At 62.9% G+C, this 16,236-nt stretch carries 21 protein-coding genes and 1 tRNA gene; 18 read left to right on the top strand and 4 right to left on the bottom strand.

Features of this window, described 5'->3' with window-relative positions:
- Nucleotides 1–31 precede the first annotated feature (31 nt).
- From hisA to LN047_RS00855, 9 genes are all read left to right on the top strand, one after another.
- Nucleotides 32–772, top strand: coding sequence for a 1-(5-phosphoribosyl)-5-[(5-phosphoribosylamino)methylideneamino]imidazole-4-carboxamide isomerase (gene hisA, locus LN047_RS00895; RefSeq protein WP_006224535.1), 741 nt, complete (start codon nt 32–34; stop codon nt 770–772).
- Nucleotides 769–1,590, top strand: coding sequence for an imidazole glycerol phosphate synthase subunit HisF (hisF, locus tag LN047_RS00890; protein WP_175156357.1), 822 nt, complete (start codon nt 769–771; stop codon nt 1,588–1,590). The genes hisA and hisF overlap by 4 nt, the downstream gene beginning before the upstream one ends.
- Nucleotides 1,591–1,592: 2 nt before the next feature.
- On the top strand, nt 1,593–1,997 hold the full coding sequence (hisI, locus tag LN047_RS00885) for a phosphoribosyl-AMP cyclohydrolase (RefSeq protein ID WP_373980935.1): 405 nt from the start codon (nt 1,593–1,595) through the stop codon (nt 1,995–1,997).
- Nucleotides 1,994–2,344, top strand: a complete 351-nt coding sequence (locus LN047_RS00880) for a phosphoribosyl-ATP diphosphatase (RefSeq protein ID WP_062840179.1) — start codon at nt 1,994–1,996, stop codon at nt 2,342–2,344. Before hisI ends, LN047_RS00880 begins: the two co-directional genes overlap by 4 nt.
- Before the next feature lie 17 nt (nt 2,345–2,361).
- Nucleotides 2,362–2,730, top strand: coding sequence for a histidine triad nucleotide-binding protein (locus LN047_RS00875; RefSeq protein ID WP_056320402.1), 369 nt, complete (start codon nt 2,362–2,364; stop codon nt 2,728–2,730).
- Nucleotides 2,731–2,744: 14 nt separating this feature from the next.
- Complete coding sequence (tatA, locus tag LN047_RS00870) at nt 2,745–2,972, top strand: Sec-independent protein translocase subunit TatA (RefSeq protein WP_056320404.1); 228 nt, start codon at nt 2,745–2,747, stop codon at nt 2,970–2,972.
- A gap of 75 nt (nt 2,973–3,047) precedes the next feature.
- The gene (gene tatB, locus LN047_RS00865) at nt 3,048–3,620 is read left to right on the top strand and encodes a Sec-independent protein translocase protein TatB (RefSeq protein WP_373980934.1); all 573 of its coding nucleotides are present in this window, start codon (nt 3,048–3,050) and stop codon (nt 3,618–3,620) included.
- Entirely contained in the window at nt 3,617–4,411 is a 795-nt protein-coding gene (gene tatC / locus LN047_RS00860; RefSeq protein WP_313692283.1) for a twin-arginine translocase subunit TatC, read from the top strand. The genes tatB and tatC overlap by 4 nt, the downstream gene beginning before the upstream one ends.
- A gap of 87 nt (nt 4,412–4,498) precedes the next feature.
- Nucleotides 4,499–4,921, top strand: a complete 423-nt coding sequence (locus LN047_RS00855; protein ID WP_373980933.1) for a helix-turn-helix domain-containing protein — start codon at nt 4,499–4,501, stop codon at nt 4,919–4,921.
- On the opposite strand, the gene LN047_RS00850 is transcribed toward LN047_RS00855, so the two are convergent.
- Entirely contained in the window at nt 4,918–6,075 is a 1,158-nt protein-coding gene (locus tag LN047_RS00850) for a trypsin-like peptidase domain-containing protein (RefSeq protein ID WP_373980932.1), read from the bottom strand. The genes LN047_RS00855 and LN047_RS00850 overlap by 4 nt on opposite strands.
- A gap of 19 nt (nt 6,076–6,094) precedes the next feature.
- On the opposite strand from LN047_RS00850, the gene LN047_RS00845 reads away from it, so the two are divergent.
- Nucleotides 6,095–6,871 (top strand): Nif3-like dinuclear metal center hexameric protein, encoded by a 777-nt coding sequence (locus LN047_RS00845; RefSeq protein WP_373980931.1) that lies wholly within the window; start codon nt 6,095–6,097, stop codon nt 6,869–6,871.
- Nucleotides 6,872–6,923: 52 nt separating this feature from the next.
- Here the strand turns inward: LN047_RS00845 and mscL are convergent, their stop codons facing one another.
- Nucleotides 6,924–7,370, bottom strand: coding sequence for a large conductance mechanosensitive channel protein MscL (gene mscL / locus LN047_RS00840; RefSeq protein WP_152383135.1), 447 nt, complete (start codon nt 7,368–7,370; stop codon nt 6,924–6,926).
- Between the two features lie 138 nt (nt 7,371–7,508).
- Here mscL and petA point away from each other — a divergent pair, with 138 nt between their 5' ends.
- The 6 genes from petA to LN047_RS00810 all read left to right on the top strand — a co-directional run bounded on the left by petA (nt 7,509) and on the right by LN047_RS00810 (nt 11,861).
- The gene (gene petA, locus LN047_RS00835) at nt 7,509–8,150 is read left to right on the top strand and encodes a ubiquinol-cytochrome c reductase iron-sulfur subunit (RefSeq protein WP_373980930.1); all 642 of its coding nucleotides are present in this window, start codon (nt 7,509–7,511) and stop codon (nt 8,148–8,150) included.
- A gap of 73 nt (nt 8,151–8,223) precedes the next feature.
- Nucleotides 8,224–9,612: a cytochrome bc complex cytochrome b subunit gene (locus tag LN047_RS00830; RefSeq protein WP_056320424.1), complete on the top strand. Its 1,389-nt coding sequence runs from the start codon at nt 8,224–8,226 to the stop codon at nt 9,610–9,612.
- 24 nt (nt 9,613–9,636) lie between these two features.
- Nucleotides 9,637–10,488: a cytochrome c1 gene (locus tag LN047_RS00825; RefSeq protein WP_056320427.1), complete on the top strand. Its 852-nt coding sequence runs from the start codon at nt 9,637–9,639 to the stop codon at nt 10,486–10,488.
- 151 nt (nt 10,489–10,639) lie between these two features.
- Nucleotides 10,640–11,251 (top strand): glutathione S-transferase N-terminal domain-containing protein, encoded by a 612-nt coding sequence (locus LN047_RS00820; RefSeq protein ID WP_006388039.1) that lies wholly within the window; start codon nt 10,640–10,642, stop codon nt 11,249–11,251.
- A 13-nt stretch (nt 11,252–11,264) separates the two neighbouring features.
- Nucleotides 11,265–11,717: a ClpXP protease specificity-enhancing factor gene (locus tag LN047_RS00815; protein ID WP_226847706.1), complete on the top strand. Its 453-nt coding sequence runs from the start codon at nt 11,265–11,267 to the stop codon at nt 11,715–11,717.
- 68 nt (nt 11,718–11,785) lie between these two features.
- Nucleotides 11,786–11,861 (top strand) — tRNA-Thr (locus tag LN047_RS00810).
- A gap of 414 nt (nt 11,862–12,275) precedes the next feature.
- On the opposite strand, the gene LN047_RS00805 is transcribed toward LN047_RS00810, so the two are convergent.
- Nucleotides 12,276–12,692: a hypothetical protein gene (locus LN047_RS00805; RefSeq protein WP_373980929.1), complete on the bottom strand. Its 417-nt coding sequence runs from the start codon at nt 12,690–12,692 to the stop codon at nt 12,276–12,278.
- 591 nt (nt 12,693–13,283) lie between these two features.
- On the opposite strand from LN047_RS00805, the gene LN047_RS00800 reads away from it, so the two are divergent.
- Nucleotides 13,284–14,360 carry a PAAR domain-containing protein gene (locus LN047_RS00800; RefSeq protein WP_373980928.1) on the top strand — a complete coding sequence of 359 codons (1,077 nt, stop codon included), beginning with the start codon at nt 13,284–13,286 and terminating at the stop codon, nt 14,358–14,360.
- 8 nt (nt 14,361–14,368) lie between these two features.
- Nucleotides 14,369–14,770 carry a hypothetical protein gene (locus LN047_RS00795; RefSeq protein WP_142051906.1) on the top strand — a complete coding sequence of 134 codons (402 nt, stop codon included), beginning with the start codon at nt 14,369–14,371 and terminating at the stop codon, nt 14,768–14,770.
- A 35-nt stretch (nt 14,771–14,805) separates the two neighbouring features.
- Here the strand turns inward: LN047_RS00795 and LN047_RS00790 are convergent, their stop codons facing one another.
- Entirely contained in the window at nt 14,806–16,194 is a 1,389-nt protein-coding gene (locus tag LN047_RS00790) for a GntP family permease (protein WP_217618955.1), read from the bottom strand.
- Between the last annotated feature and the right edge of the window lie 42 nt (nt 16,195–16,236).

The raw sequence follows: 16,236 nt of genomic DNA, 5'->3' as shown, positions 1-16,236 counted from the left end.
TTCAACCCCATTTTTTTTCTCGCTGCCAACCATGCTGCTGATCCCCGCCATCGATCTCAAAGACGGGCGTTGCGTGCGCCTGCGCCAGGGTGACCTGGACGATGCAACGGTGTTCTCCGAAGACCCCGCCGCCATGGCCACCCGCTGGCTTGACCAGGGCGCCCGCCGCCTGCATCTGGTCGACCTGAACGGCGCCGTCGCCGGCAAGCCCAAGAACGAAGCGCCCATCAAGGCGATCCTGGACGCCGTCGGCGACGACATTCCCGTCCAGATCGGCGGGGGCATCCGTGACCTGGACACCATCGAGCGCTACCTCGACGCCGGCATCTCCTACGTCATCATCGGTACGGCCGCCGTCAAGAATCCGGGCTTCCTGCAGGACGCCTGCGGCGCTTTCCCCGGCCAGATCATCGTCGGCCTGGACGCCCGCGACGGCAAGATCGCCACCGATGGCTGGAGCAAGCTGACCCGCCACGACGTGCTGGATCTGGCCAAGAAATTCGAAGACTACGGCTGCGAAGCCATCATCTACACCGACATCGGCCGTGACGGCATGCTGTCGGGCGTCAACGTCGAAGCCACCGTACGCCTGGCCCAGCACGTGCGCATTCCCGTGTACGCCTCGGGCGGCATCGCCGGCATCCAGGACATCGAGGCGCTGTGCGCCGTCGAGGAAGAGGGTGTCGAAGGCGCCATCCTGGGCCGCAGCATCTACGAAGGCACGCTCGACTTCCAGGCCGCGCAGGCGCGCGCCGACGAATTGGCAAAATGACCACATCCAGCAGCACCCCCGGGGCCGGCGCGTCCATGCACAACGCGCTGACCCGCCGCATCATTCCCTGCCTTGACGTCACGGCCGGCCGCGTCGTCAAGGGCGTGAACTTCGTCAACCTGCTCGACGCGGGCGACCCCGTCGAGATCGCCCGCCGCTACAACGAGCAGGGCGCCGACGAACTCACGTTCCTGGACATCACCGCCACCAGCGACGGCCGCGACCTGATCCTGCCCATCATCGAGCAGGTGGCCTCGCAGGTCTTCATTCCGCTGACGGTGGGCGGCGGCGTGCGCCAGGTGTCCGACATTCAGCGTCTGCTGAACGCCGGCGCCGACAAGATCAGCATCAACAGCGCCGCAGTGGCCAATCCCGACCTGGTTCGCGCCGCGTCGGACTACCACGGCTCGCAATGCGTGGTCGTGGCCATCGACGCCCGCCGCGTTTCCGCGGCCGGCGAACCGGCGCGCTGGGAAGTCTTCACGCACGGCGGCCGCAAGGCCACCGGCCTGGACGCCGTGGCGTGGGCGCGCCGCATGGCCGCTTATGGCGCGGGCGAAATCCTGCTCACCAGCATGGACCGCGATGGCACCAAGTCCGGCTTCGACCTGGAACTGACCCGCACCGTCTCGGACGCGGTACCGGTGCCCGTCATCGCCTCCGGCGGTGTCGGCAACCTGCAGCATCTGGCCGACGGCGTCACCACCGGCCGCGCCAGCGCGGTGCTGGCCGCCAGCATCTTCCATTTTGGCCAGCATACCGTCGGCGAGTGCAAGCGCTTCATGGCCGAACAGGGCATCGCCGTACGATTGGACTGAACATGAGCAACGAACCTGCCTGGATGGCCGACGTCGTCTTCGACGAAAACGGCCTGATCCCCGCCATCGCCCAAGACGCCGAAAACGGCCAGATCATGATGGTCGCCTGGATGAACCGCGAATCGCTGGCCGAAACGGCCGCCACCGGCCGCGCGGTCTATTGGTCGCGCTCGCGCAAGCGTCTGTGGCGCAAGGGCGAAGAATCCGGCCATGTCCAGGAATTGCATGAACTGCGCCTGGATTGCGACGGCGACGTGGTCCTCCTGAAGGTCCACCAGCAAGGCGGCATCGCCTGCCACACCGGCCGCGCCAGCTGCTTTTTCCGCCGCCTTGAAGGCCAGACCGACCATGCGTCGTGGGTCACGGTGGATCCGGTGCTCAAAGACCCGGAACTCATCTACAAATGACCGATCAGACTCTGACCGCCGCCGACATCCTGGCGCGCATCGCAGACACGCTGGAAACGCGCCGCCCGCAAAATGGCGGCGATCCCCAGGCTTCCTACACGGCCAAGCTGCTGGCCAAGGGCCCCGACGCCTTTTTGAAGAAGATCGGGGAAGAAGCCACGGAACTGGTCATGGCCGCCAAGGATGGCGTGCCCGACCGCATCGTCAGCGAAACCGCCGATTTGTGGTTCCACTGCCTGGTGGCGCTGACGCATTTCAACCTGCGGCCTGAAGACGTGCTGGCCGAGCTGGCACGCCGCGAAGGCCTGTCGGGCCTGGTGGAAAAGGCAAGCCGCCCGAAGGACTGACCACGGAAACCAAACCCATGAGCGACAACTGCCTTTTCTGCAAGATCGCCGCCGGCGACATCCCGTCCAAGAAGGTCTACGAGGACGAGGACTTTGTTGCATTTCACGATATCAATCCCGCCGCACCGGTCCATTTACTGCTGATTCCTCGACGTCATGTCACATCCATGCAGGATATTACGGGCGAGGACGCAGATTGGTTGGGTAGAATGATGTCGTTGGCGCCGCGGCTTGCCGCCGAAAACGGTTGCCGTCCGGGCCCCGATGGCGGATTTCGCATCATGATCAACTCTGGCGTCGAAGGCGGCCAGGAAGTCCCGCATCTGCATTTCCACATCATCGGCGGCTCGCGTCCCTGGAAAGGGCGCGTGGCCCCCACTGCGTAATTCGGAGAATCATCATGGGTAGTTTCAGCATTTGGCATTGGTTGGTCGTCCTGGTCATCGTCGCGCTGATTTTCGGCACCAAGAAGCTGCGCAACATCGGCGGCGATCTGGGCGGCGCGGTCAAGGGTTTCAAGGACGGCATGAAGGAAGCCAACAGCGACAAGCCCGCCGAACCGGTCACGCAGCAGCGCGTTGCCGGCGACACCATCGACGTGCAGGCCAAGGAAAAGTCCAACTCCTGAGCGTCAGCCAGTCTCCCTCCGGGCCAGCCCTGAACGGGCCGGCCCTTATTGCTTCAATTCCCGAGCGGCCGTCGAATGTTTGATGTCAGCCTCACTGAACTGATGGTGGTCGGCGTCGTCGCCCTGATCGTCATCGGCCCCGAACGCCTGCCCAAGGTTGCCCGCACCGTCGGTCACCTGCTGGGCCGCGCGCAGCGTTACGTCAATGACGTCAAGTCCGATATCCAGCGCGAAATCGAACTCGACGAACTCCGCAAGTTCAAGACTGAAATGGAAGACGCGGCCCAGGGCGTGCAGCAATCGCTGAACGAGACCGGCGCCTCGCTGCAGGAACCCGTGCAGCAGTTCCGCGCCGAATTGGACGAAGTCGCCCGCGAAGCCAGCGGCAAGGCCGCACCGGCAGCATCGGCCGACACGCAAACCCCCGCCGCAGACACGCCCGCCGAGCCCGCGCGCACGATCGCCCCGCCCAGCCAGAACCACAATCTGGACCTGGACCTGCCTGCCGTCGAGCCCGCCCCCGTGCCCAACGCCGACCCACGCCCGGCCGCCCCCCAACAACAACCCGCCCCGGCGCCCAGCGCGACCGCGGCTGACGTCGCCGCGCCTGCCGCCAAGCCCGTCTCGCCCACCGGAACTTCGTCGTGACTCAGGACGCAACCCAAGAAGAAGGCCAGCAAGAGACCTTCATCTCCCACCTCGTCGAGTTGCGCACCCGGCTGCTGCGTGCCGTCGGCGCCGTGGTGGCGGTGTTCATCGTGCTCTTCATTTATCCCGGCGCGTCGGCCATCTACGACGTGCTGGCCGCGCCGATGTTGGCCTCGCTGCCCCAAGGCACCCGCATGATCGCCACAGGCGTCATCACGCCGTTCATGGTGCCTGTCAAGGTCACGATGATGGCCGCGTTCATCCTGGCGCTGCCGGTGGTGCTTTACCAGGCCTGGGCCTTCGTGGCGCCCGGGCTGTATCGGCACGAAAAACGCCTGGCCTTGCCCCTCATCGTTTCCAGCACGCTTCTCTTCATCGCGGGCATGGCGTTTTGCTATTTCGTGGTGTTTCGCACGGTGTTCCACTTCATCGCCACGTTCGCGCCACAGTCCATCACGCCCGCGCCTGACATCGAGGCCTATCTCAGCTTCGTCATGACGATGTTCCTGGCGTTCGGCATCACGTTCGAAGTGCCCGTGGCCGTCGTGCTGCTGGTCAAGATGGGGGTAGTCGAGCTCTCCAAGCTGAAGTCCGCGCGCGGCTACGTGGTCGTGGGCGCCTTCATCATCGCGGCCGTGGTCACCCCGCCTGACGTGGTCAGCCAGTTCATGCTGGCGGTGCCGCTTTGCCTGCTGTACGAGGTCGGCCTGATCTGCGCCCGCATGGTCACACCCAAGGAAAGCGCGTCAGAGGACGACGCAGCGTCGGACTCCCTGACCGAACGCCACTGACCCCGGGCGCACAGCCACCAAGACGGTCCGCATAAAAGCGGACCGTTTTACCTTGTCGGCCTCTGACCGCAGTCCTACATTGCAGTCATGTCGCTTTCTCAAAGACTGCGCACCCTCATGCGGTGGCGCGGCATCCATAGCCAGAACCAGCTTGCACGCCTGTCGGGCGTGCCGCAGTCCTGCATTCATCGCATCCTTACCCGCGAAGACCGCTATTCGCCCGCCCGCAATACGCTCGTGCGCCTGGCGCACGCCCTGGGCACCAGCGTGCCGTGGCTGACAGATGGCGTGGTGCCCGCCGCCGCGCCCGGGGCCCACCCCGCGCCCCGGCTGCCAGACGCCGCAGCCAATGGCATCGATGGCTACTGCGCCGAAATCTGCGCGCGGCTTGCGCCGCAACCCGACAGCACCAAGCGGCTGATTCTGGCCCTGGTGCGCGAACTGTCCGACAAGCCCGGCACCGGCATCAGCCCCGGCGCCGCCCGTGCGGCGGCGCGTAAATGCGCCTAGCGCGGCTTGCCCGGTCGCGTACCCACCACCACCGCCAGCTCCGCGGGCTTGCCGCCGCGCAATATGCCCAGTGCGGCCCGCTGGCCGGGCGGCAACTGCGCAATTTCCGATAGCAGGCTGGTCGTCTCCGCCACCCGCTTGCCATTGACCGACTGCACGATGTCGCCCACGCGCAAGCCGCCGCGCGCGCCCGGACCATCGCGCATGACGCCGGCGATGATCACCCCCGTCGTGTCGCGCGGCAACGCAAAGGCCCGCGCCAGTTCCGGCGTCACGTCCTGCGGCTCCACGCCCAGCCAGCCGCGCTTGACCGAACCGGTCTTGACGATATCGTCCATCACCTTGCGCGCAATCTCGATCGGCGTCGCAAACCCGATGCCCATCGACCCGCCAGATTCCGAATAGATGGCGGTATTGATGCCCACCAGGTTGCCGTAGGCGTCCACCAGCGCGCCGCCCGAGTTGCCGGGGTTGATCGCCGCGTCGGTCTGGATGAAGTTCTCGTAGGTATTCAGGCCCAGGCCATTGCGGCCCAGCGCCGACACGATGCCCTGCGTCGTCGTCTGTCCCACACCAAACGGGTTGCCGATCGCCAGCACCACGTCGCCCACCCGCAGGCCCTTGTCGGACGCCAGCGTCGCGGCGGGCAGCTCGCGCAGGTTGGACAACTTGAGCACCGCCAGGTCCGTGTCCGGATCCGCGCCCACGACCTTGGCCGTGTCGCGCCGCCCGTCGCGCAGCGCCACTTCGATAGCGTCCGCGGCCTGCACCACGTGATAGTTGGTCAACACGTAGCCGTCCGCGTTCACGATCACGCCCGAGCCCAGGCTGGTCGAGGCCTCCCGGCGGCTCGCGCCCGGCATCTGGCCAAAGAGCTGGCGCAGCACCGGATCATCGGGCAGGGGGATCAACGGCACGTTCACGTGCTTGGTCGTGAAAACGTTCACCACCGAAGGCGCCGCCTTTGCCACGCCGTCCGCGTACGACACCGCGCCCACGTCGCCGGCGGGCGCGCGCGCGGACGCCGCGGTGGCCGGCAGGACCGCGCCGGGCCCGTTCACCCGCAGCAGGTCGGGCCGCAACGTCGTCACCACGAATAGAATACCCAGGCAGACCGTGACGGCCTGAGCAAAGATCAGCCAATATCGGCGCATGTTTCTGATAGGACTAGCAATGAATAAAGTGGACTCCCGCGTCCTGGCCAGCTGGCTGGACGACACCCTGCAGGCGGCCCGTTTCAAGGACTACTGTCCCAACGGGATGCAGGTGGAAGGCCGATCCGAGGTCGGACACATTATCACCGGTGTGACGGCCAGCGAAGCATTGCTGCGCGCCGCCGTCGAACGCGGCGCGGATGCGGTGCTGGTGCACCACGGCTGGATGTGGCGCAACGAAGACCGCCGCGTCATCGGCACCCGTCGCACCCGCATGGCCCTGACGCTGAAGAACGACCTGAATCTGTACGCCTACCATCTGCCGCTGGATGCGCACCCCACGCTGGGCAACAACGCGCAGCTGGCGCGTGTGCTGGGCCTGTCCCCCGCGCGGCGCGACGATGGCGCGCCTCTGACCTGCGGCCAGGACGGGCTGATCTGGCTGGGCGAGGCCAGCGGTCTGCAGACCCTGGGCCAGTTGGGCGAGCGCGTGGCGCAACGCCTGGGCCGCCCGCCGCTCGTCGTGGGCGATCCGGACCAGCCGCTGGCGACCATCGCCTGGTGCACGGGCGGCGCCCAGGGCATGATGGCCGACGCCGTGGATGCGGGCGCAAGCGTCTACATCACCGGCGAAGTCTCGGAATCCACGGTGCACCTGGCGCGCGAAACCGGGGTCGGCTTCATCGCGGCCGGCCACCACGCCACCGAGCGTTACGGCGTGCAGGCGCTGGGGCAGGCCGTGGCCGAGCGCTTCGGCGTCAAGGTCGAATTCGTGGATATCGACAATCCTGCCTGACCCCACCGCCCCTTCAAATCAAAAAAGCGTCCGTTCAAGGACGCTTTTTCATTTACGGGCGCTTGAGCAGGTCGCGAATCTCGCGCAGCAGGGCCACGTCTTCCGGCGTCTTGGCCGGCGCCGGCGCTTCCTCCTGCTTGTTGCGGGCCTTGTAGATGGCCTTGACCATCCAGAAGATCACGAACGCCAGCAGAACGAAATTGATGACGATGGTGAGGAAGTTGCCCCACGCGAAGACGATGGCGCCCGCCTTGGTCAGGTCCGCGTAGTTCATCGGCCCGGCATACCCATCGGGCATGGACAGTACCAGGAACTTATTCGAGAAATCGACCGATCCGCCCAGGATGAAATTGACGAGCGGCATGATGATGTCCCGCACCAGCGAGTCGACGATCCTGCCGAAGGCCGCGCCGATAATGACACCGACGGCCAGATCGACCGCGTTGCCCTTGACCGCGAAATCTCGAAACTCTTTGACGAAACCAGTCGATTTGCTCATAAATCCGCTCCATTCGTGATACGCCTGGGGTAGGCTGGCCTATAATACGCGGTTGCTATGTTGTTACATATTCCCGCGAACCCGATGCCGCAGAAGTGATGCTACTCGTTGAGCGGGCGCATCAACAAGGATAGGAAGATGAGTCAGGATACGCTGGTGCATGACGATGACGGTGCGGTTGATCCCAACCTGCCACCTGATCCTTCGCGACGTTTCTGGGTTACCACCGCCTGTGCTGTGGGTGGCGTAGCAGGTGTCGCAACGGCAGTGCCGCTTGTGAGCACGTTTTCTCCCTCTGAAAAAGCCCGTGCGGCCGGGGCGCCCGTTGAGGTGGATGTCGGCGACCTTCCCGTCGGCGCCATGAAAACGGTCGAATGGCGCGGCAAACCGGTGTGGATCATCCACCGCTCGCCCGAGCAACTCGCCGGTCTGAAAGGGCTGGATTCCCAGCTCGCCGATCCGCAATCCAAGCGGCCCGGCTTCACTCCTCCCTATGCCGAAAACGAAGCCCGCTCGCGCAAGCCCGAGCTCTTCGTCTGCGTCGGCATCTGCACGCACCTGGGCTGCTCGCCTACCGCGCACTTCGAAACGGGTGGCGGCGGCGGTCTGGGCGCGGATTGGCAAGGCGGATTCCTCTGTCCCTGCCACGGCTCCACGTTCGACCTGGCTGGCCGGGTCTTCAAGAACAAGCCTGCCCCCGATAATCTCGAAGTTCCGCCGTACCAGTACCTCAGCGACACCCGCATCATCGTGGGCGTCGATGAAGACAACAAGGCCTGACGCTCGCGTCGCGCTTTTTTCCCGATCTACGTAAGTAAAACAATACGCCACGTATTAGAGAAGGAGCCGTTACATGGCTGGCGAGAAAACCGTCGAGACGACAGGCCTGTTGGGCTGGCTGGACCGGCGCTTCCCGGTGACCTCCACCTGGAAAGCCCATCTGTCCGAGTATTACGCACCCAAGAATTTCAACTTCTGGTATTTCTTTGGCTCGCTGGCGCTTCTGGTGCTGGTGCTGCAGATCGTGACCGGCATCTTCCTGGTCATGCACTACAAGCCGGACGCCGAGCGCGCGTTCCAGTCCGTCGAATACATCATGCGCGAGGTCCCGTGGGGCTGGCTGGTGCGCTACATGCACTCGACCGGCGCCTCGATGTTCTTCGTCGTGGTTTACCTGCACATGCTGCGCGGCCTGCTCTACGGTTCCTACCGCAAGCCCCGCGAACTGGTGTGGATCTTCGGCGTCGCGATCTTCCTCTGTCTGATGGCCGAAGCGTTCTTCGGCTACCTGCTGCCCTGGGGCCAGATGTCGTACTGGGGCGCCCAGGTGATCGTGAACCTGTTCGCGGCCATCCCGTTCATCGGCCCTGAACTGTCGATCTGGATCCGCGGCGACTACGTCGTCTCCGACGCCACGCTGAACCGCTTCTTCGCCTTCCACGTCATCGCCATTCCGCTGGTGCTGATCGGCCTGGTTGCCGCGCACCTGGTGGCGCTGCACGAAGTCGGCTCCAACAACCCGGACGGCGTCGAGATCAAGCAGGGCCCGAAGGACAAGTACGGTCGCCCGAAAGACGGCATCCCGTTCCATCCGTTCTACTCGGTGCATGACCTGGTGGGCGTGGCGGGCTTCCTGCTGGTGTTCGCAGCCATCGTGTTCTTCGCCCCGGAAATGGGCGGGTACTTCCTCGAGTTCAACAACTTCATTCCCGCTGACTCGCTGAAGACGCCTCCGCACATTGCGCCGGTCTGGTACTTCACGCCGTTCTACTCGATGCTCCGCGCCACCACCGATGAATTCACGTGGGTGCTGGCGGGCGCGTCGGTGCTGGGCGCCATCGTGCTGTTTGCCAAGAGCAACCTGAAGGGCTTCATGCGCATCGCCGTCCCCGGCATCCTGATCGTCGTCGCCGTGCTGCTGCGCGTCATCGACGCCAAGTTCTGGGGTGTGGTCGCCATGGGCGGCACGGTCGTCATCCTGTTCTTCCTGCCCTGGCTGGATCATTCGCCGGTCAAGTCCATCCGCTACCGCCCCACGTGGCACAAGTGGATCTACGGCATCTTCATGGTCAACTTCCTGGTGCTTGGCTACATCGGTACGCAGCCGCCCAGTCCGCCGTTGAACCTGACGTCGCAGATCGGCACGCTGCTGTACCTGGCCTTCTTCTTCCTGATGCCGGTATGGAGCCGCCTGGGCACCTTCAAGCAAGTGCCCGACCGCGTCACGTTCCACGCCCACTGAGCCAACGAGAATAACGGACTAACCATGATCAAGAAGCTGATTGGTGCCGTGGCCTTGATGCTCACGTGTACCGCTACCTTTGCCGCCGGAGGCGGCTATCCGCTGGACAAGGCGCCTTACCGCGTCAACGACATGGCGTCGCTGCAAAACGGCGCCAAGCTGTTCGTCAACTACTGCCTGAACTGTCATAGCGCATCCTCGATGCGCTACAACAAGCTCCGGGACATCGGCCTGACCGACGAACAGATCAAGACAAGCCTGCTGTTCACCGGCGAAAAGATTGGCGACATGATGCACGTCGCCATGACGCCGAAGGACGCCAAGGCCTGGTTTGGCACGACGCCCCCGGACTTGTCCGTGATCGCCCGCGCCAAATCCGTGAACGCCGGGCCCTCGGGATCCGACTATCTGTACACCTACCTGCGCACGTTCTACCGCGACACGTCGCGCGCCACGGGCTGGAACAACCTGGTCTTCCCGTCGGTCGGCATGCCGCATGCCCTCTGGCAGGAACAGGGTCCGCGCGAGCTGACCACGGTCGCGGTCCACGAGGTCGAAGGCAAGGACGGCGCCCCCAAATCCTGGGAACGCGTCACAACGGTGTACGATGCACAGGGTTTTGCCACGGTGAAGGCCGAGCCGTTAGCCAATCACCATGGCCATGCCACTTTCGATGCCAAATTCAAGGCCGCCAACCCGGCCCAAACCGCAACATACGACAACGACGTCGCTGATCTGACCGCATTCATGTCCTGGATGGCCGAGCCCGTCCAGACACTGCGTGTCCGCATCGGCGTCGGCGTCATGTTGTTCCTGCTCCTGTTCTTCTTTGTTACGTGGCGCCTGAATGCCTCGTACTGGAAACACGTGCGCTAACCGTAACGCCCCGCCAGGTTCCCCAGCCACCCCGTCTATCGGGGACGGAAGAGGCGGATAGGGCCGTACGCCTATCCTGCCTGGCAATTGGGGCCAGCGCCTGCTAGATTTAGGCGCTGGCCTTTCGTTTTTCAATAAAGGACTTACCGCCATGATGGTGCTCTATTCCGGAACCACGTGTCCGTTTTCGCAACGCTGCCGCTTCGTGTTGTTCGAAAAGGGTATGGATTTCGAGATCCGCGACATCGACCTGTACAACAAGCCCGAAGACATCTCGGTGATGAACCCGTACGGTCAAGTGCCCATTCTGGTCGAACGCGACCTGGTTCTGTACGAGTCGAACATCATCAACGAGTACATCGACGAGCGCTTCCCGCACCCGCAGCTCATGCCCGCCGACCCGGTCATGCGCGCCCGCACGCGTCTGTTCCTCTACAACTTCGAGAAGGAACTCTTCGTTCACGTCTCGACGCTGGAAGACCGCAGCGCCAAGCCCGACGAAAAGAAGCTCGCCAACGCTCGCCAGAACATCCGCGATCGCCTGGCCCAGCTGGCCCCGATGCTGCTCAAGAATAAGTACATGCTGGGCGAGGAATTCTCCATGCTCGACGTGGCCGTCGCACCGCTGCTCTGGCGCCTGGACCACTACGGCATCGAACTGCCCAAGAATGCGGCTCCGCTGCAAAAGTACGCCGAACGCATCTTCTCGCGCCCGGCCTACATCGAAGCGCTGACGCCTTCGGAAAAAGTGATGCGTCGCTAAGGCTGGTTGTGTAATGGGTGAAACTTCGACCAAACCGTATCTGATCCGCGCACTGCACGAATGGTGCACCGATAACGGCTACACGCCGTACATCACCGTGCAGGTCGACGAGCACACCATGGTGCCCGTCGCCCACGTGCGCGACGGCCAGATCACGCTGAACGTGGGCACGCTGGCCACCAACCGTCTGGTGCTGGGCAACGAATTCATCGAATTCCAGGCCCGCTTCAGCGGCGTGACCGAAAACGTCTACGTTCCCGTGGGCGCCGTCAGCGCCATCTATGCGCGCGAAACCGGCGCCGGCATGGGCTTCGAGGTCCAGCCCTACGAGCCGCCCGAAGCCGGCGCCCAGAGCGCCTCGCCGGCCCCTGCCGCCCCGGAAGGCTCTGACGCCAATCCCGCCCCTGGCGACGACGACGGCGACGACGACGAACCCAAGCGCCCGCGCCTGACCATCGTCAAATAACGACCCCACGAGAGGGGCTGCATTTTTTTCATTACAATGCAGTCCCTGCGCGTGCCCCGGCACGCATCGCCGGTGTAGCTCAGTTGGTAGAGCAGCTCACTTGTAATGAGAAGGTCGAGGGTTCGATTCCTTTCACCGGCACCAGAGAAATACCCCAGCAAAAGGCCGATTCCTTGTGGATCGGCCTTTTTCATTTGTGTAGTTTGGGTGTAATCGTCTCGGAGACCCGGTCCTCCAGCGTGCACATCACGGCCTGGATGTACTCGCCGCCTTGCGGGCATAACAAGCCCACCATGGTTAGGGGTCTTATGACCACTCACACGCTGCACGGTGGGCAGATCGACGCCTGCCTGCACCAAGCGCGTGACGGCAGTATGCCGGAGGGTGCGCCGGACCAAGCGCACGGCAGGAACATCCGAGCCTTACCGGTGTGGGTCATCTGCTACCGGCTGGGTTGATATGGGAGGCCGACACACTGCTCGCCATCACCGACCTGGAAAACTAGGAAACGCTGCGGCAAGGTTGGGGGAGGTTAACCATCGGCTTACTTCATTGCCGTTAGTCGAGGCTCATCAACTCCCAAGTTGCACCGTTAAAGATCAGGCGATAGCGATATACCCCAGCCGCGGCGACATTGATTTTCTCGTAACGAACCGGCACTTCCGAGTTATTCAATCCGTAAATCTGCACACCGACCTTGTGCTCTCCAGCAGGAAGATAGAAGCGCAGGACGGTGGCGTTTGGCACGTTCGCGATTCGTTTGCCGTCCACGTAGACCCGTGTGTCGACCCCTCCACCAACGAAGGCGTCGTCCCGGGCAACTATGACCTGACCTTTGCTAGCTCCGCCGATAAGCAAATCCTTGTCGACGATGTTAGCCAAAGGTACTGGCTTTCCAGACTCGGGGCTGACCGCCACGGAAGAGCAGCCCGCGAGCAACATCGAAAAAACCCCTACTAAGAACGATTTCCGCACGTTCGCTCCTTGCAAAGAGGCTTTTTAACATATGCTTACTTCAATGAGGAGAATGTCGGGAAAGTACGACCGGACGAATGGTCGACGGCAAAAATGGGGCACATCTCCTTGAGCGGCAGCAAACTGCCTTGGCATAAACACGTAGAAAAATGCTCATTTGGCGAGCGGTGCGCGCCCAGCGTCATAGGCCTGTTAGGCGAATTCCCGCGTGGCGACCGGCGGGCAAAACCCGCGATTAACTTCCAGAACGAGAACAAGCTGCCGAGCACGCGCAATCAGCTAAGCCTCGTCAGTGCTCGGTTTGGAGCAATCTGAGCATCTTCGATAAAAGGTGCGTAGCGATCTTGTAATGAGAAGGTCGAGGGTTCGATTCCTTTCACCGACAAGAAACAAGAGGCGATTCCCTGTGGTTCCGCCTCTTTGATACGCCAGGCAATCGCGTCGATGGCGAGGCCGTGACTACCTTCCCGCACACGCGCCCCTACACATATCCAGCATCCGCGCCCTTGATGCACTTTTCAGGTTCTTCTGATTGTTGGGTGTTCTAGGAAATGTTGTCGTACGCGCACCGCCAATCCGCAAGGACGAAAGATGACAGGCCGCCCGATTGTTCGTGTAGGCGACAAGACCACGCATGGAGGGACGGTGACGGAGGGGTTCTCCTCCTATGACGTTCTTGGCCGTGCCGCTGCGGGAATGGGGCACATGGTGACTTGCCCTCGCTGCGAGGGCGCTTTTCCTATCGCCGAAGGTGTCGCCACTTTCGCTATCGACGATAGCTTCGTTGCAGTCGACGGCATGAAAACGTCATGTGGCGCTTCGCTGATCGCGAGTCAAGCTATTGCGGTTGTAGACGTCGGTCTGGGGAACATCGTCAAGGCCTCAAACAATGGCGGCGCATCTGAAAAAAGATTCCTGACACAGCAGATCTCGCCGAACGAGCAGGGCTTCTCGAACACTCGCCAGGCCGACTGCGATCACCCCGATACGGCAATACCGCTGGCCGAATACATCGTCCGTGAGATGAAGACCAATCCGTTCTCCGTTCGCGGCAGGCAGATACATGAAGCCAACCACTACGACGCAAAAACGTACTTGAAGGACTGGGAGAGCGCTCCCTGGTATACGAAGCTGTCAGGACGGAAAACCTACCTGGAGAAAATGACGGAAGCGAAGCTATGGGCGTACACGTCATTCGCTGAAATCATCGGTCCGAATCGCCCCTGGGATCACAAGCCTGCCTTGCAACGCATGCTGGGTTCAAGCCTGAACGAAGGCTGGCAGAAGTATGGCGACTTCGACTACTACTATGACATCTGGTCAAACATCCATTATGGATACGTTGGCGTCGCGCTCGGCTTTGGTACCGGCGAGCTCATCAATTCGGCGGGCATGGCACAAGCGCTGTTGGATGCCTACACTGCCGTGCTGAAGAAGCGATGGCCGACCATGCAGCACCATCCCGAAAACGGTGCCTGGCCCGCCAGTGCTGACGATGTGCCAGATCATATTTCCATCAAGCTGGGCTGCAATCTTTATCGCCAGGCCAAACCCCACGAACTGACGACTTCGACTCTCCTGCAAGCAGTTGAAGCCGTACCGTTACCTTGGGGGAATGCTCGGCACCAAGCCAAAGCTAACCACAAATGCGGGCGCAAGAGGAAATAATGGGCTGCGTGTTGAAATTCTTCGGAATCATCGTTGCGTTGCTAGCTGCGCTTTGGTGTTCCATAGCCTTATGGGGCACGTTCTCGCCCATTGTGCTCTTGCATTATTCCGAGCGCGCGACGGATAAAATTGGCGTCTTCTTTAACGACAACCACAACACCGCGAAATTCGGGATGAGCCCGGGCGAGACGTCCGCTCACTACACGGCAATGTTTCCGGAGCCCGACATGTGGCTACTCCTGACATTTCCCAGTGAAAGCACAGATTCGCTGGAAATCACCAAGCCATTCCGACGAATCGACGTTTGTATCGGACCTGGCGCAAAGATTGAGCGAACGGTGACACGCCACGGGTTTTTTGATCGTTTTACCGAACCGAGCCCACCCTGCGAGCCGGCGTCCAAGCGCTGAGTCGCCTGGGGCACGCGCATCCGCCCCCACCCGCATCACCCCAGCGCCGGCAACATATTAAACAGCAGCACCATCACCAACCCCACCACCGACACGATCGACTGCACGACGGAAATCGTCTTCGTGGCTTCGCCCATGGTCATGCCGAACGATTCCTTCACCATCCAGAATCCGGCGTGATTCGCGTAGTTGAAGAACAGCGAACCGCAGCCGATGGATAGGGCCAGCAGCGGCAAATTCAGCGTGGGGTCCGCGCCAGCCAGTGGCGCCAGCAAACCCGCGGCGCCGACGATGCCGACCGTGGCCGAGCCGGTGGAGACCGATAGCAGCATGGCGATCAGCCAGCCCAGGATCAGCGGCGGGAAAGCGAACTGGTGGGTCAGGTGGACGATGGCGTCGCCGACCTTGGCGTTCGTCAGGACCTGCTGGAAGGCGCCGCCGCCGGCGATGATGAGCATGATGCCGGCGATGGGCTTCAAGCTCTGGCCCAGCGCGCCACGCAGCTTCTCCGCGTCGCCGCCGCGCAGGAAGACCAGCATCACGGCCGCAAACAGCACGCCCAGCAGCATCGCGACGACGGGGTTGCCGAGGAACGCGGCAACGTGCGTCACGCTCGAGTCCTTGGGCAGCAGCATTTCGGCCACGGCGTGAACCAGCATCAGCAGGGCGGGCAGCAACGCCGCCAGCACGCCCAGTCCGACGCTAGGCGCGTTATTGCCGCCAGGGCTGTCGGCGGACGCCGTGAACTGTTCGAGCAGGGCCTCGTCCGGCCGCGTCGTCATGCGCGGGGCGATGAACGCGCCATAGAGCGGCCCGCCGAAGATCATGGCCGGCAGCGCCGCGATGAAGCCGTAGATCATCGTGGGGCCCACCGTGGTCTTGAGCGTGGCAATGGCGGTCAGCGGGCCGGGATGCGGGGGCACCATGCCGTGCATGGCTGCCAGCGCGGAAATCACCGGCACGCCCACGTAGACATAGGCCGAGCCTTTGAAACGCGCCTGGCTTTCCAGCTTGCGCGCCACGCTGAAGATCAGCGGCAGCATCACCACCAGGCCCACTTCGAAGAACATGGGGATGCCAATGACGAACGCCACCAGCGTCATCGCCCACGGAATCAGGCGGGGAGAGGTATGGCGCAGGATCGCGTTGGCCAGGCGTTCGGTGGTGCCCGAATCCGCGAGGATCTTGCCCAGCATGGCGCCCAGCGCGATCACCACGCCCACGGCGCCCAGCGTCTTGCCGGCGCCATCGGTCAGGCTCTTGACGATGGCGCCCGGGGCCATGCCCGTTGCAAAGCCGACGCCGATGGATACGATCAGGAGCGCCAGCAGCGGGTGCATGCGCAGACGCGAGACGATCAGCGCGACCAGGACCAGAACGCTCACCAGGGCGGTGAGCAGCAATTGAATGTCGAACGAAGACATGACGTGAACCCAGAAATGACGAGAGAGGTTGCGAGCCTTCCT

It is taken from the genome of Achromobacter sp. JD417 (assembly GCF_041879325.1).
Lineage (GTDB): Bacteria > Pseudomonadota > Gammaproteobacteria > Burkholderiales > Burkholderiaceae_B > Achromobacter > Achromobacter mucicolens.
Note: the sequence above shows the minus strand (reverse complement) of the source record. Positions and strands in the feature narration are given on the sequence as shown.

Coding starts and splice junctions, on each gene's coding strand:
- hisA (WP_006224535.1), top strand. CDS start 32: ATGCTGCTGATCCCCGCCATCGATCTCAAAGACGGGCGTTGCGTGCGC.
- hisF (WP_175156357.1), top strand. CDS start 769: ATGACCACATCCAGCAGCACCCCCGGGGCCGGCGCGTCCATGCACAAC.
- hisI (WP_373980935.1), top strand. CDS start 1,593: ATGAGCAACGAACCTGCCTGGATGGCCGACGTCGTCTTCGACGAAAAC.
- LN047_RS00880 (WP_062840179.1), top strand. CDS start 1,994: ATGACCGATCAGACTCTGACCGCCGCCGACATCCTGGCGCGCATCGCA.
- LN047_RS00875 (WP_056320402.1), top strand. CDS start 2,362: ATGAGCGACAACTGCCTTTTCTGCAAGATCGCCGCCGGCGACATCCCG.
- tatA (WP_056320404.1), top strand. CDS start 2,745: ATGGGTAGTTTCAGCATTTGGCATTGGTTGGTCGTCCTGGTCATCGTC.
- tatB (WP_373980934.1), top strand. CDS start 3,048: ATGTTTGATGTCAGCCTCACTGAACTGATGGTGGTCGGCGTCGTCGCC.
- LN047_RS00855 (WP_373980933.1), top strand. CDS start 4,499: ATGTCGCTTTCTCAAAGACTGCGCACCCTCATGCGGTGGCGCGGCATC.
- LN047_RS00850 (WP_373980932.1), bottom strand. CDS start 6,075: ATGCGCCGATATTGGCTGATCTTTGCTCAGGCCGTCACGGTCTGCCTG.
- LN047_RS00845 (WP_373980931.1), top strand. CDS start 6,095: ATGAATAAAGTGGACTCCCGCGTCCTGGCCAGCTGGCTGGACGACACC.
- mscL (WP_152383135.1), bottom strand. CDS start 7,370: ATGAGCAAATCGACTGGTTTCGTCAAAGAGTTTCGAGATTTCGCGGTC.
- petA (WP_373980930.1), top strand. CDS start 7,509: ATGAGTCAGGATACGCTGGTGCATGACGATGACGGTGCGGTTGATCCC.
- LN047_RS00830 (WP_056320424.1), top strand. CDS start 8,224: ATGGCTGGCGAGAAAACCGTCGAGACGACAGGCCTGTTGGGCTGGCTG.
- LN047_RS00825 (WP_056320427.1), top strand. CDS start 9,637: ATGATCAAGAAGCTGATTGGTGCCGTGGCCTTGATGCTCACGTGTACC.
- LN047_RS00820 (WP_006388039.1), top strand. CDS start 10,640: ATGATGGTGCTCTATTCCGGAACCACGTGTCCGTTTTCGCAACGCTGC.
- LN047_RS00815 (WP_226847706.1), top strand. CDS start 11,265: ATGGGTGAAACTTCGACCAAACCGTATCTGATCCGCGCACTGCACGAA.
- LN047_RS00800 (WP_373980928.1), top strand. CDS start 13,284: ATGACAGGCCGCCCGATTGTTCGTGTAGGCGACAAGACCACGCATGGA.
- LN047_RS00790 (WP_217618955.1), bottom strand. CDS start 16,194: ATGTCTTCGTTCGACATTCAATTGCTGCTCACCGCCCTGGTGAGCGTT.